The 13,460-nt window shown below is 64.4% G+C and carries 16 protein-coding genes, 1 tRNA gene and 1 pseudogene; 7 read left to right on the top strand and 11 right to left on the bottom strand.

Features of this window, described 5'->3' with window-relative positions; translation table 11 throughout:
• Positions 1-70 precede the first annotated feature (70 nt).
• The 7 genes from JD971_RS02420 to JD971_RS02395 all read right to left on the bottom strand — a co-directional run bounded on the left by JD971_RS02420 (position 71) and on the right by JD971_RS02395 (position 4,206).
• Positions 71-571, bottom strand: coding sequence for a DNA primase small subunit domain-containing protein (locus tag JD971_RS02420; RefSeq protein WP_371809701.1), 501 nt, complete (start codon positions 569-571; stop codon positions 71-73).
• Positions 572-613: 42 nt separating this feature from the next.
• Positions 614-898: a hypothetical protein gene (locus JD971_RS02415; protein WP_202085691.1), complete on the bottom strand. Its 285-nt coding sequence runs from the start codon at positions 896-898 to the stop codon at positions 614-616.
• 300 nt (positions 899-1,198) lie between these two features.
• Positions 1,199-2,104: a hypothetical protein gene (locus JD971_RS17030; RefSeq protein WP_371809700.1), complete on the bottom strand. Its 906-nt coding sequence runs from the start codon at positions 2,102-2,104 to the stop codon at positions 1,199-1,201.
• Positions 2,028-2,648, bottom strand: coding sequence for a DNA polymerase ligase N-terminal domain-containing protein (locus tag JD971_RS17025; RefSeq protein WP_371809699.1), 621 nt, complete (start codon positions 2,646-2,648; stop codon positions 2,028-2,030). Before JD971_RS17025 ends, JD971_RS17030 begins: the two co-directional genes overlap by 77 nt.
• Positions 2,645-3,145 (bottom strand): MgtC/SapB family protein, encoded by a 501-nt coding sequence (locus tag JD971_RS02405; RefSeq protein ID WP_202085690.1) that lies wholly within the window; start codon positions 3,143-3,145, stop codon positions 2,645-2,647. Before JD971_RS02405 ends, JD971_RS17025 begins: the two co-directional genes overlap by 4 nt.
• A 14-nt stretch (positions 3,146-3,159) precedes the next feature.
• Positions 3,160-3,996, bottom strand: a complete 837-nt coding sequence (locus JD971_RS02400; RefSeq protein WP_202085689.1) for a Ku protein — start codon at positions 3,994-3,996, stop codon at positions 3,160-3,162.
• A 133-nt stretch (positions 3,997-4,129) separates the two neighbouring features.
• A tRNA-Pro gene (locus JD971_RS02395) sits at positions 4,130-4,206 on the bottom strand.
• Between the two features lie 215 nt (positions 4,207-4,421).
• Between JD971_RS02395 and yajC the strand changes: the two genes are divergently transcribed.
• Genes yajC through secF form a run of 3 tightly spaced genes read left to right on the top strand, consistent with a single transcriptional unit; the run spans position 4,422 to position 7,352 of the window.
• Complete coding sequence (gene yajC / locus JD971_RS02390) at positions 4,422-4,754, top strand: preprotein translocase subunit YajC (protein WP_236672228.1); 333 nt, start codon at positions 4,422-4,424, stop codon at positions 4,752-4,754.
• 8 nt (positions 4,755-4,762) lie between these two features.
• Complete coding sequence (gene secD, locus JD971_RS02385) at positions 4,763-6,361, top strand: protein translocase subunit SecD (RefSeq protein WP_202085688.1); 1,599 nt, start codon at positions 4,763-4,765, stop codon at positions 6,359-6,361.
• 10 nt (positions 6,362-6,371) lie between these two features.
• Complete coding sequence (gene secF, locus JD971_RS02380) at positions 6,372-7,352, top strand: protein translocase subunit SecF (protein WP_202085686.1); 981 nt, start codon at positions 6,372-6,374, stop codon at positions 7,350-7,352.
• A 15-nt stretch (positions 7,353-7,367) separates the two neighbouring features.
• On the opposite strand, the gene JD971_RS02375 is transcribed toward secF, so the two are convergent.
• From JD971_RS02375 to JD971_RS02365, 3 genes are read right to left on the bottom strand one after another with little or no spacing between them, the layout of a single operon-like run.
• Positions 7,368-7,952, bottom strand: a complete 585-nt coding sequence (locus tag JD971_RS02375) for a DUF421 domain-containing protein (RefSeq protein WP_202085684.1) — start codon at positions 7,950-7,952, stop codon at positions 7,368-7,370.
• 18 nt (positions 7,953-7,970) lie between these two features.
• Positions 7,971-8,399 carry a hypothetical protein gene (locus JD971_RS02370; protein WP_202085681.1) on the bottom strand — a complete coding sequence of 143 codons (429 nt, stop codon included), beginning with the start codon at positions 8,397-8,399 and terminating at the stop codon, positions 7,971-7,973.
• Positions 8,396-8,968: a helix-turn-helix domain-containing protein gene (locus JD971_RS02365; protein ID WP_202085679.1), complete on the bottom strand. Its 573-nt coding sequence runs from the start codon at positions 8,966-8,968 to the stop codon at positions 8,396-8,398. The genes JD971_RS02370 and JD971_RS02365 overlap by 4 nt, the downstream gene beginning before the upstream one ends.
• A gap of 102 nt (positions 8,969-9,070) precedes the next feature.
• On the opposite strand from JD971_RS02365, the pseudogene JD971_RS17020 reads away from it, so the two are divergent.
• Positions 9,071-9,546 (top strand): annotated as a pseudogene (locus JD971_RS17020) (DUF6456 domain-containing protein).
• A gap of 49 nt (positions 9,547-9,595) precedes the next feature.
• Here the strand turns inward: JD971_RS17020 and JD971_RS02355 are convergent.
• Positions 9,596-11,362: an ABC-F family ATP-binding cassette domain-containing protein gene (locus JD971_RS02355; protein ID WP_202085677.1), complete on the bottom strand. Its 1,767-nt coding sequence runs from the start codon at positions 11,360-11,362 to the stop codon at positions 9,596-9,598.
• Between the two features lie 115 nt (positions 11,363-11,477).
• Between JD971_RS02355 and JD971_RS02350 the strand changes: the two genes are divergently transcribed.
• From JD971_RS02350 to JD971_RS02340, 3 genes are all read left to right on the top strand, one after another.
• Positions 11,478-12,215: an SIMPL domain-containing protein gene (locus tag JD971_RS02350; RefSeq protein WP_202085675.1), complete on the top strand. Its 738-nt coding sequence runs from the start codon at positions 11,478-11,480 to the stop codon at positions 12,213-12,215.
• A gap of 72 nt (positions 12,216-12,287) precedes the next feature.
• Positions 12,288-12,626, top strand: a complete 339-nt coding sequence (locus JD971_RS02345) for a PepSY domain-containing protein (protein WP_236672227.1) — start codon at positions 12,288-12,290, stop codon at positions 12,624-12,626.
• Positions 12,627-12,748: 122 nt separating this feature from the next.
• The gene (locus JD971_RS02340; RefSeq protein ID WP_202085673.1) at positions 12,749-13,426 is read left to right on the top strand and encodes a response regulator transcription factor; all 678 of its coding nucleotides are present in this window, start codon (positions 12,749-12,751) and stop codon (positions 13,424-13,426) included.
• Positions 13,427-13,460: the final 34 nt, after the last annotated feature.

Here is a 13,460-nt window from a genome sequence, read left to right as displayed (position 1 = left end):
TTGCCAATGGACGCCGGATCGCTACACAGGTTAGCTGGTGTAGGAAAATAAAACCATATAGGTTAACTATTTAGAAGTCGGGCAGTTCCTGGTCCGCAAAGCCCCATCCCGCCAACGCGTCGTCTTCGGCCCGGCGCAACAACCGATCGGCGTCATCGATCGAAAACGGGTGCGCATCCTTTGCATCGTTCAACGCGTCCCAGTTAATGGGCACCGCGACGGCCCCGGCGCTGCGCGCCCGCGCGGAATAGGGCAGCACCGCCGTCGCCCCGCGCTGATTGCGGAGCCAGTCGATGAAAATGCGCCCCTTGCGCTTGGCCTTGCTCATCGTCGCGACGAAGCGATCGGGCTCGGCCATGGACAGCGCCTCGGCAAAGCGGCGGGCGAAATCCTTGTGCGCGTCCCAGCCGTGCGCAGGCGATAGCGGCACGACGACATGCACGCCCTTGCCGCCCGAAAGCATGGCGAAGCTGACGAGGCCGATATCGGCCAGCCGGTCGCGAATATCGCTCGCGGCTTTTTTTACGTCGGCAAAATCCACGGCTTCATCGGGGTCGAGGTCGAAGATCATGCGGTCGGGTGCCTCGAAATGCGCTCCTGGCCAGGCGTAGACTCACGCTTTCCTCACATCGCACGATGAGCCAGAAGCGCACGCATCAGATGCAGATCCCAGCCGGCCGTCGCCCTTTTCGGCGATGGCGATGGCGGCGTGCGCACGGCCCATGCCGCGGCCCTGAACGCACACCTGCCGTCGTTTTGAAAAAGGCGGATTTCTTTCCTGCCCATGCTGGACCGGAGCGTACGGAGGGCTTAGTGCGCCGGCAGCAGCGCGGCGGATGGCGATAATCAGCATAATAATAATCGGCAAGTCGCCAAGCTTCTCTGTCTTCGTGTCCATCGGAAAAAGCGACGACGCGATGTGGTGCGGAAAATCTGACCCCGAAAGTCGGCGCAGCGCGCCCGGCGCTGCCGCAGCCTTCCAGGGCACTCACCTCACCGGCGTCCTTGTCGTGTGCGAAGGGCAGAAGGGAAGCTGCGAGCTGCTGCAAAGTGCGCCGCGTGGTCATCCATGATGGCGGGGCAGATGGCGACTGGCGACGAGTTTCAAGCGTCGCTCGCACTGCGCTGCCGCGTCGGGCGTCGGCGGTTTTTCGCCACCCTCGAGCGAGCGGCGCGGTCTTGCGCGCGATCCGATCCGCTATCCATTCCGTCGGTCAGCCGAAAGATCGTCCAGCGTATCGGCCGTCGGCCGTTTGTGCTGTGCCACACCTTTGCACCTTGCACATCGGCCAATTCGCCGCCTTCGTTCTGCGCGCTTGAAAGGCATCGGCAGCGTAGCAAGCGGCGAACGCGTCGCGTCCTCGCCTTCGAACGCTGATGATGACGAACTGCTGCGCGTCATCCTGACCCAGCGGCTTCGTGATGGCGAGCGATATTTCGCATCGATCCGTTTCGAGATGATGCCTTCCTGCCCGGCATCGCACATGGTCCGATAAAGCTGCTCGCCCGCGTCGATGACATGATCGGCAACGTGCACCGGCGGCGGGGCATGGCGCAGAAGCGCCTCCAGCCGCTCCTTGCGCTCGATATTCGGGAGCGCAGTCAGATCCTCGCCGCCACTCGCGATAAGATCGAAGGCGTGGAACGAGAGCGCATCGCCATCCCCCTGCGCCCCGGCCCCGCGTTTCAGCACGGATTGCAGCGCCGAAAAATCGGGATTGCCATCCTTGCCATAGGCCACGATTTCCCCGTCGAGCAGCGATGGAGGAAGGTCGAGCGCCGCAATATGCGCGGCAAGCGGCGCGAATTTGTCGGTCCAGTCCTTTCCGCTGCGCGTATAGATCGTCACCGCGTCACCCGCCGCCGCGACGATGGCGCGATAGCCGTCGAACTTGATCTCGTGCATCCAGCCATTGCCGGCGGGAACCGCGTCGACCAGCGTGGCAAGCTGCGGCTTGGCAAAGGCGGGCGGTTTCGCATCGGGATTGCGCCGCGTTCGGGTGCGTTTCTGGCCGCCCTTCTTTTCATCACCGCCACCGGATTTCTTTTCGGCACCAGATTTCGCATGGCGGCTCCGCCATGACCTGGAACGCCCGGTCGACACGCTGGTGAGGCAACGCGCTCGACAGCGGATCACAGCCTGCTCTCGCGCTCTCATGCATCCTCGTCTTGCGCAGCAGCCAGTTTTCGCGGCGTTCGCCCTTGCGCGGCTTCATGCGGACAAGCAGCCATTCACCCTTCATCCGCTCACCCGACAGGATGAAATGCAGGTGCCCGTCGGCAAGGTCGTCCGCGCTTTTCCCCTCGACAGGTGCCCATGTGCCGCGGTCCCAGATCATGACCGTGCCGCCGCCATATTCGTCGTCCGGAATGGTGCCCTCGAACGCGGCATAGGAGAGTGGGTGATCCTCGGTCCGGACCGCCAGCCGCTTTATGTCGGGGTCGGGCGAGGGACCCTTGGTCACCGCCCAGCTTTTCAGTACGCCATCGCTTTCCAGCCGCAGATCCCAGTGCAGGCGGGTCGCATCGTGTTTCTGAACGATGAAGCGATTGCCGCCCGGCGCACCCGGATCGCCGGCCGGTTCGCTGGTCCTGCTGAAATCGCGCTTTGCATTATAAGCGGCGAGGGGGTCGGGGCGTTTCGTCATCGGCGGTCGCGCGGCGCGGTGCCGTCGTCCTGTGACAAGCGTCGATCGGGACCCATGTGCCGTTCAAGAATGCGAAGGAGGCTCAGCATCACCATCGAAATGATCGTCGCGACCAGCACGAGCGGCCATTGCGCCGCCCCGCAAGCCACCCCGACAATCGCGGCAAGCCAGAGATTGGCGGCGGTGGTGATATTGTGCAATTGCCCACGCGAAAATACGATCAACCCGGCACCGACGATACCGATGAACGAACCCGCCGCCTCGAACAGGCGAAGGGGGTCCATTCGTTCCGGACCGAGTTGCAGATAAAGGGCAATGATCGAAACGGTCGCCGCCGCGGAGGTAAAGCAGATCAGCCCATGCGTGCGCATTCCCGCCGCATGCCCCCGCAATTCGCGATCCAGCCCCAGAACGAGGCCGAGCACCGCCGCGACGCCCAGCCGCAGCATCAATTGCCAGTCAAGCCATTGGAGCGCGATCGATGGGTTGAGTTCCATGGTCGTCCCGCCGTTCAGGCGCTCTTCTTGCGCGATGGCTTCTTCGAAGGCGATTTGGTGTCATCGTCCCCCACCGATTTCTTCAACGCGGCCATGAGGTCGATGACATTGCCGCCCTTGCCGCTTTCCGGCTCCTCGACATCCTCGAGAATCTTGCCGCCCTTGTCCTTCGCCTTCTTCTCGATCAGCCGTTCGAGCGCGTCGGCGTAGCGGTCGTGGAATTCCGACGGATCGAACGGCGCGCTTTTCTTCTCGATCAGTGTCGTGGCGAGTTCGAGCAATTCGTCCTCGGGCTTGTCCTCGCCGATTTCGCCGAAAAAGGCCTGACCCTTGCGGACCTCGTCGGCATAGCGCATCGTTTCGAGCAATATCCCCTTGCCGCAGGGTTTGAGCGCGACGAGCAATTCCTTGCCACGCACCGAAATCTGTCCCAGCGCGACCTTCTTCGTCTGTCGCAGCGCGTCGCGCAGCACGACATACGCATCCATCGCGAGATCGTCCGCCGGCACCACGAAATAGGGTTTCTCGTAATAGAGCGCGTCGATGTCATGCGCGTCGACAAACTGTACGAGTTCCAGCGTCTTGCGGCTTTCGACCTTCGCCGCCTCGATCTCCTCGTCGTCGAGGAGCACGTAATTGTCCTTGGAGATTTCGTAGCCGCGAATGATGTCGTCGCGGTCGATGGGGCCGATGCCCTGCACGATTTTCTCGTAATTGATCGGCTTGCCGCTCGGTTCGTGGATCTGGCGAAAGCTGATCTTCGAGCCCGATTTGACGGCGGTGTAGATTTCCACCGGGATCGATACCAGCGCGAGCCGGATCTGACCCTTCCAATAGGCGCGTGCGGCCATCGTCGTCTCCCCTTCGTTCGAAGGGAAAGCGCATCAGGCGCGATTCGGTTTCCATCGCGGGGCGCGGGCCCGCTTACCATGCGCATATACGCGGCGGGCGGGGCACTCAGACGATGATGAATAAAGGAAAATTTGGTCGGGACGAGAGGATTCGAACCTCCGACCCCCACACCCCCAGTGTGATGCGCTACCAGGCTGCGCTACGTCCCGACCGGAACGGCGCCAATAGCGGGGCGCGGATCGCTTGGCAAGGCTTGCGGGAGAGAATATGCGATATGGCTCACCGTCCACCGGGCGACGGCACCGGGCGGGGCGCGCATTGCCACGCCTGTGCAATGCTGCTAATCGCCGCGCCCTGGACCCCGGCGGTGCCGTGATGGCGCCCCGAACCATTTTCATTTCTGATCGAAAGAAGCCGGTAAACCGTGAACAGTTCCCTGCTCATCCTCGCCGCGGCGCCCGCCGCCGCCGGACCGCCCGCCTTCATGAACCTCATCCTGCTGGCCGCGATGGGCCTCATTTTCTGGTTCCTCGTCTTCCGCCCGCAGATCAAGCGGCAGAAGGCGCATCAGGCCAAGATCGCCGGATTGCAGCGCAACGACCGCGTCGTGACCGCAGGCGGGCTCGTCGGCAAGATCACGAAGCTGGACGATGATTTCGTCGAGATCGAGATCGCTCCCAACGTCCGGGTTCAGGCCGTGCGCCAGACCATCGGCGACGTGATGCCCAAGGGCGGCGTCAAGCCCGCCAACGACTGAGACCGCCGATGCTCGATTTCCCGCGCTGGAAAGTCATCTGGCTCTCCGCGATTACCGTGATCGGGGTGTTTTTCGCCCTGCCGTCGCTCGTTTCCATCGCGGGCGGGACCTGGCCCGATGCGCTGCCCGATCCGGAGGTCAATCTCGGCCTCGATCTCGCAGGCGGCAGCCACATCCTGCTCGAGGCGGATACGGGGCAGGTGCGCGGGCTTCGGCTCGAATCGATGGAAGAGGACGTGCGCCGCGTCCTACGCGAGGCCGATGACGAGGTCGAGATCGGCGATATTTCCCGCAGCAACGGGCGCCTGTCCTTCATGGTGCAGGACGCCGATCAGGTCGACGCCGCGCGCGAGGCACTGCTGCCGCTGACCGATGGCGCAGGGCTTACCGGACAGCGCGACTGGACCATCAACGTGGTCGACGGCACGCGCTTCATCGTCGTCCCGACCGAGGCGGGGCTGGAACAGGGTGTCGAGCTGGCGATGGATACCGCCACCGATGTCGTGCGCCGCCGCATCGACGAGCTGGGCACGCGCGAGCCGACCATCATCCGGCAGGGCGATGCCCGCATCGTGGTGCAGGTCCCCGGCCTCGACGATCCGCAACAATTGAAGGATCTCCTGGGACAGACGGCGAAGCTTGAGTTCAAGCTCGTCGACGGTTCCGCGGCGCCTGCCGATTTGGCGCAGGGTATCGCGCCTCCGGGCAGCGAGATCCTGAATTTCGCAGCCGGTGGCCAGCAGACCGGCCCGATCGCGGTACGCCGGCTGGGCGGGATTCAGGGCGACAACCTGACCGACGCGCGGCAGGGCTACGATCAGAACGGCGCCCCCGTCGTCAACATCACCTTCAACCAGGAAGGCGGGCGCAAGTTCGCGCAGCTGACCACCGATAACGTCAACAAGCCGTTCGCCATCATCCTCGATGGCGAGGTTTTGTCGGCGCCCAATATCAACGAACCGATCCTCGGCGGCTCCGCGCAGATCAGCGGCAATTTCACCGTCGACAGCGCCAATGCGCTCGCCATCTCGCTGCGTTCCGGCGCGCTGCCGATCGATCTTCAGATCGTGGAGGAGCGCACCGTCGGCCCGGATCTCGGCGCCGATTCGATCCGCAAGGGTCTGCTCGCGCTGATCGTCGGCGGCGCGGCGGTCATGGCGTTCATGTTCGTGAGCTATGGCCGGTTCGGCATCTACGCCGACATTGCCATCGTGCTCAACGTGTTGATCATCCTCGGTATCATGGCGATTCTCGGCTCCACGCTGACGCTGCCGGGGATTGCCGGCTTCGTGCTGACCATCGGTACGGCGGTCGATGCCAACGTGCTCATCAACGAACGCATACGCGAGGAACGCCGCCGCGGCCGCCGCGTGGTGCAGGCGGTCGAGGTCGGCTATCGCGAGGCGCAGCGCGCCATTCTCGACGCCAACATCACCAATTTCATCGCGGGCGTGCTGTTGTTCCTCTTCGGCTCCGGGCCGATCCGCGGGTTTGCCATCGTGTTGATCATCGGCATCGTCACTTCGGTTTTCACCGCCGTCACGCTGACCCGCATGTGGGTGGCAAGCTATCTGCGGAAAAACCGCCCCGCCGAGCTGAATATCTAAGGGACGTGCCATGAAACTGCTCAAACTCGTTCCCGACAATACGAATATCCGCTTCCTGCGGTTGCGCGTGCCGTTCTACATCATCTCGCTGCTGCTGATGGCGGCGAGCTGGGCGCTGGTGGCGACGAACGGGCTCAACCTCGGCGTCGATTTCGTCGGCGGGCAGATGATCCGCGCGACCTTCACCGAAACGGCGGAGGCGCCGGTCGCGGAACTGCGACGCAGCATCGGCGGGCTCGGCTATGGCGACCCGGTGATCCAGCGTTTCGGACAGCCGAACGAGGTGTCGATCCGCATGCGCCTGCCCGAAGGGACCGGCCCCGATTCCACCACGCTCGCCGACCGCATGACGCAGGACATCACCCGCGCCATAGAGACGGAGCATCCCGACGTCCGGATCGACGGCGTCGATTCGGTGTCGGGCAAGGTGTCGGAGGAGCTGTTCTCCACCGGCATGTATGCGCTGCTCGCCGCGATGGTGGCGATCGCCATCTATATCTGGGTCCGGTTTGAGTGGCAGTTCGGCGTGGGCGCGCTTTTCGCGCTGATCCACGACGTATCGCTCACCATGGGATTCTTCGCGATTACGCAGCTGGAATTCGACCTCAATATCGTGGCGGCGATCCTCGCCATCATCGGCTATTCGCTGAACGATACGATCGTGGTGTATGACCGCATCCGTGAAAATCTGAAGAAATATCGCCGGATGCCGATGGAGGAACTGCTCGATCTGTCGGTCAATGAAACGCTGTCGCGCACGGTGGTTACCTCGCTGACGACGCTGACCGTGCTGGCGGCGTTGCTCATTCTCGGGCCGCAGGCGACCTTCGGTTTCGCGGCAGCGATTGCGCTGGGTATTTTCGTGGGCACCTATTCCTCGATCTACATGGCGGCGCCGATCCTCATCTGGCTGAAGGTCGATTCCAACAGCTTCGTGCCGAAGGAAAGCCCAACCGACCGTCAGGAACGCATCGTCCGGGGCGAAGGCTAAGCGCTCAAAGGCGGGTCAGCGCGGGCCGGGCAGTTCGTCCGGCGCGCGGACATCGGCGAGTGTCTCGGCCTCGTCGATGGTCATGTCGCATTTCGTGATGACGCTGAGCACGCCATTGGTTTCGAGGATGACCCAGTTGGCATCCTCGAACCGGGTGATCCCCTTCTGACGCAGGGCACCGCGCAGCTCTTCGGGCGAAATGCGCGTCCGGCGCATCGCGTCCTCCAGCACGCGGCCCTTGTGCAGCAGCAGCGTCGGTGACGCCTCGGCCAGTTTCGAGACAATCCCGCCGCGCAGCACGAGCAAGGTCGTCGCATATTGCATGAGGCCCAGCACGACGATGCCCAGCACGGCATCGGCAAAGGAGATATCCCGGCTCAATATGCCGGACGCCGCCAGCGCGCCGACAGTGACCGTGATGATCCAGTCGAAATTGTTCATCTGTCCCGTGGTCCGCTTGCCCAATATGCGGACGAAGGCGACGATGCCGATGAAGAAGAACACACCGCCCAGCGCCACCTCGGCAAGGCGGGGCCAGTCGCTGATCCAGTCGTTCGGTTCGAAAATCGGTCCGTCTCCTTCGCCATTGGGAACGGGCATGGACCGGTTTGGGTCCGGTCAGTCGGCGCGCATCTCGCCGCGGGCGATGCGGTCCGCGTCCGATCCCGGCGGCGCATCGGGCAGGGCGCCGAAATCCACGATATACACGGGCGGCGGGGCATATCCGAATTTCGAGGTCACGCAGAATGCGAGGCAGGGCGGCATGCCGTCAACATCGACCACATCCGGAACACCGAGGTTGCGCGCCTCGGGCGATGTCGGGTTGCGCGTGGTGTAGGACGCGACACGCTCATCCCGGACAACGGGGGCGCAGACGACGATTTCATCGCCGCTTGACGGCCTGCACGGGGTGGGGGCGGGCGGGAGCGCCATCACCTTCTGCCGGGCGAGCATGGCGTCGATATCGGCGGGCGCATTCTGCGCAAATGCCGCGCCGGCACCGCCCTGCCATAGCGTGAGCACCAGTGCGGCGCCCGCGCGTTTCACAATTTACGGACCAGCATGACGGCGACCGCCACCCATGCGGGATTGGTCACGACCGTCTGCCTCTGTCCGGCGCCGGTGGGCAGGATGGCGACCGATTGCGCATCGCGGTCGATCATCCGGCCGAACACGAATCGCCCGCCGGGACGCGGGACCAGCACGTCGCGATTGATCGCACGCGGCGTTTCCGCATCCTCCATCGCGCGCAGCCAGAGCTGATCGCCGGCGCGATATTCCCCGGCGCTGGCCGATACCTCCATCACGGTCAGCTTCGCCTCGCCCAGGAGCGATGCCGGCGCGATCGCCTCCCGCGGGGAGGACAGCGGTTCGGCGCCGCTGTCGGACAGGCGCGCCACGACCATCGTCGCTTCGCGCGCCTCGCTCGTGAGCAGGGTCTGCGGCTCCACCCTGAGCGCGGCGGCAATGCGATTGAGCCAGTCGATGGATAGCGTGCGCATTCCGGTTTCGAGCCGGCCGACGGTCTGCGGCGTGGTGGGCGGATCGCAACGCTCGGCGAGGTCGGCCAGGGTCAGGCCCTGCTGCTTGCGTATGGCGCGGATGCGATTGATCATGCCGGGTGACTACCACCATGACGACGAACCGCACAGGTTTTATTTTCCTACAGCATTGAACCGGGTCCATTCCGCTCCCGCCGAACGCAAGGGAGACAAGACATGGCAGGCGAATATGCAGATCGCGAATTGACCAGCGAGGGGCCGCGCCGGACCGGCGGTGTTGGGCGCAAGGCGCGCGGGGTGACGGTTAACCTGCGCAGATCGCCGGTCGCCTGGCTGCATTCGCGCGGCCATCTCGACGAACGGCAATTCGATGCGGGCGAGAGGCTGCGCGCCGATTACGAGCGGGCGCAGCTCGCCCCCTCCGTCACGATGAGCTGGGACCCGGTGCGGATCAAGGGGAGCGGCGATGCCGGCCTGACCCCACGGAAAAGCAGATGTCGGCGAGGCGCCGCTTTGACGAGGCGACCGCGGCCGCCGGGCCTGGGCTCGCCGATGTGCTGTGGCGCGTGGTGTGTGCGGGCGAAACGCTTCCCGATGCGGAGAAGGCGCTGGCCTGGCCCGCGCGCAGCGGGAAGCTGGTGCTGAAACTCGCGCTCGACCGGGTGGCGGGCTATTACCGGATACCGGGCTGAAACCTCAGCCCAGCGCCTCGACCTCCTCGGCGAGTTCGAGCCAGCGTTCCTAGGCCGCGTCCTTTTCCTCGCGCTTTTTGTCGAGCGCGGCGGTCAGGACGGCGAAACGGTCCGGGTCGCTGCTATAGAGATCGGGATCGGCGAGCGCGGCCTCGTCCTTGGCCATCGCCGCCTCGAGCGCCTCGATCCGCTCCGGCAGCAATTCGTAGTCGCGCTGATCCTTGTAGGACAGCTTGGTCTTGCGCTGCGGCGGGGGCGGCGGCGGCGGGGCGGCGGGTTTCGCGGCCTTGGCCTGCCGGGTGCGATCCTCGCGCTTGGCTTCCCAGTCAGCATAGCCGCCGACGACGATATCCACCGTACCGCTGCCGTCGAGGCCGAGCGTGAGGTTCACCGTCCGGTCGAGGAAATCGCGATCGTGGCTGACGATGAGCACGGTCCCGTCGTAATCGGCGATGACCTCCTGCAACAAATCGAGCGTTTCGAGATCGAGATCGTTGGTCGGTTCGTCGAGCACGAGCAGGTTCGACGTGCGCGCGAATTCGCGGGCCAGCACCAGGCGCGAACGTTCGCCGCCCGACAGCGTGCCGACCTTCGCATCGGCAAGGCCGGGGTCGAACAGGAATTCCTTCAGATAGCCCTGAATATGCTTGCGCACCCCCCGCACGTCGATCCAGTCGCCCCCCTCGGCCAGCACATCGCGCAGGCGCTTTTCATCGGACAACAGGCTGCGCTGCTGATCGATCATCACGCCCGACAGCGTTTTCGCCAGCGTGACGGTGCCGGTATCGGGCGCAATTTCACCCGTCAGCATTTTGAGCAGCGTGGTCTTCCCCGCGCCGTTGGAACCGACGATGCCGATGCGGTCGCCGCGCTGAATCCTCAGATCGAAATCACGGATGATCGTGCGGTCGCCGTAGGATTTGGAGACGTTTTCGGCGGTGATGACCGCCTTCGTCTTCGTTCCGTCGGCCACGATGGCGAGCTTCGCCTGCCCCTGCGGCTGCACCATGGCAGCGCGGGTGGCGCGCATCTGGTGCAGCTTTTCGAGGCGGCCCTGATTGCGCTTGCGCCGGGCGGTGACCCCGCGTTCGAGCCAGTGCGCCTCGATCTTGAGCCGCGCGTCCAGCCTTTGCGCCGCGCGCGCCTCGTCGGCGTAAACCTTTTCCTCCCACGCCTCGTACCCGCCGAAACCGACCTCGTTGCGGCGCAGGCTCTTGCGATCGAGCCACCATGTCGCGCGGGTCAGGCGGGTGAGGAAGGTACGGTCGTGGCTGATCGTGACGAACGCGCCCTTGTAGCGGTTGAGCCAGTCTTCCAGCCAGTCGATCGCGGCGAGGTCGAGATGGTTGGTCGGCTCGTCCAGAAGCAGCAGATCCGGATCCATCGCCAGCGCGCGGGCAATGGCGGCGCGGCGCTTTTCACCGCCGCTCGCGCTATTGGCGTCGCGCTCCATATCGATGCCGAGCTGGCCGGCGATGGCCTCCACCTCGTGGCGCTGCGGCGCTTCGTCTCCGCCCAGCGCATAATCCATGAGGGTTGCGCAACCGGTGAAATCGGGTTCCTGCTCCAGCATGACGACGCGCGTGCCGGGCTGTATCGTGCGCTTGCCGCGGTCTGCTTCGATCTCGCCGGCGATGAGCTTGAGCAGCGTGGTCTTGCCCGCGCCGTTCCGCCCGATCAGCGCGAGCCGGTCGCGCGGGAGCACGTGCAGGTCGAGCCCGCCATCGCCATCGCCCGTGCCGGGACCGCCGAACAGCCAGCCGCCCCCTTGTTGCAGGCCGAGGCCCTCCCAGCTCAAAATCGGTGCCTGTGCCATGGGCTTGCAGCTAATCGCGCCGTTCATCTTGCGCAAGCGGTGATCATGCTATCATCATCGAGTCACGGAACGATTTCATGATATCGAACCGTCCGTATTTTGGAGAATGATGCTCATGCGCAAACCCGTATTCCTGTTCGCCGCGCCCGCAATGGCCGTTGCCGCCCTGTCCGGCGGCACGATCTCCGCCCATGCGGCCGAGGTTCAGATGCAGGCCAGCGGCCCCGTCGTCGAACTCGGCGTGAGCGAGACGGTGCTTGCCGATCCCGACATGGCGACCGTCGGCGCGGGCGTCACCACCCGCGCACCCACCGCCAGCCAGGCGATGCAGGAAAACGCGCGCAAGATGACCGCCGTGGTCGAGCGGATCGCAGCGCTCGGCATTCCGGACGACCGGATTCAGACGACGGGCATCTCGCTCAACCCCCGGTATGATTACCGGAACGACGACGTGCCGCAGTTCCTGGGCTATGACGCGACCAATAACGTGCGGATCGAGCTTCGCGACATGGAGCGTGTCGGCGCGGTGCTCGACGCTCTGGTCGAGGCGGGTGCGACCAATCTTTCCGGCCCGGATTTCGGTCTCATCGACCCGAAGAGCGCCCAGGCGCAGGCCCGCCGTGCTGCGTTTCAGCGCGGGATGACGCAGGCGACCGAACTTGCACGGATGGCCGTAAGCTATACCGGCGTGCGCCTGCTTTCGGTCGAGGAAGCGGTGAGCGAGAACCGCCCGATGCAACGGGACATGATCGTGGTCACGGCAAGCCGCCGGGAGGGCGCCAGCAGCCCTGTAAAACCGGGGCAGGTGGGCACGGTGGTCATGCTGACCCTGAAATATGAAATGACGCGATAAGGGGCGGGCGCAACGCGGACGCGGCAATATTCAGATTGCGTTCAATGGCTTGATACTAACACGGCGACCACCATGACAATTCGCACACCCCATCGTCCCCGCTTCGCCATGCGCGCGCCCGTGGCCGCCGTGCTGGTCGCCGTGTCATGCCTTTCGCTTGCCGTCCCCGCCCATGCGGAGCAGGGCAAGCGCGACGGTCAGGGCGAGGCCCGCCGCGAATTGCGGGCCGGCAACGTGCACACCCTGCGCGAAATCGAATCGCGGGTCCTGCCGCGGATGAAGGGGATGGATTATCTCGGCATGGATGAATTTTCGGCCAATACCTATCGCCTGAAATTCATTCGCAACGGGCGCGTGGTGTTCGTCGATGTTGATGCGCGCACCGGGAATATCGTCAATATCATGCGCTGAACCCGGCGGGTTCCGGGGGTGCGATCCGACGGTGCAATGCGCTTGACCGGACCTTTCCGCTCTTTCATCTGTTCATGTCACGAACCGCCCGCCTTTCGCGGGGGCATGAACGGGGAACATGCATGCGTATCCTGATCGTCGAGGACGAACCCACTCTTGGTCAGCAATTGAAGACCACGCTCGAGCAGACGGGCTATGCCGTGGATCTGTCGGTCGATGGCGAAGACGGGCATTTCATGGGCTCGACGGAGGAATATGACGCGGTCATCCTCGACCTCGGCCTGCCCGAGATCGACGGGCTGACCGTGCTGGGCATGTGGCGCAAGGAGGGCAAGACCTTTCCCGTGCTCGTGCTCACCGCGCGCGACAGCTGGTCCGACAAGGTGGCCGGGCTCGATGCCGGCGCCGACGACTACCTCGCCAAGCCGTTTCAGACAGAGGAGCTGATCGCCCGGTTGCGCGCGCTCATCCGCCGTTCGACCGGCAATGCGACGAGCGAGCTGATTGCCGGCAATGTGCGGCTGGACACGCGCTCGGGCCGGGTCACGCTCGACGGGGAGCCGGTGAAACTCACCGCGCAGGAGTACAAGCTGCTGTCCTATCTCATGCATCACAAGGGCAAGGTCGTCAGCCGCACCGAATTGATCGAACATATCTACGATCAGGATTTCGACCGCGATTCCAATACCATCGAAGTGTTCGTGACCCGTATTCGGAAGAAGCTGGGCGCGGATGTCATCACCACGATCCGTGGCCTTGGCTACAGTCTCGACGATCCCGCCGACGCTCCGCGCGGGTAAGGGCGCGAAGGATCGCGTCGACGGGCCGTCGGGC

Origin of the sequence: Croceicoccus sp. YJ47, assembly GCF_016745095.1 — a bacterium.
Taxonomy (GTDB): Bacteria; Pseudomonadota; Alphaproteobacteria; order Sphingomonadales; family Sphingomonadaceae; genus Croceicoccus.
This window is presented reverse-complemented; position numbering and strand designations above follow the sequence as displayed.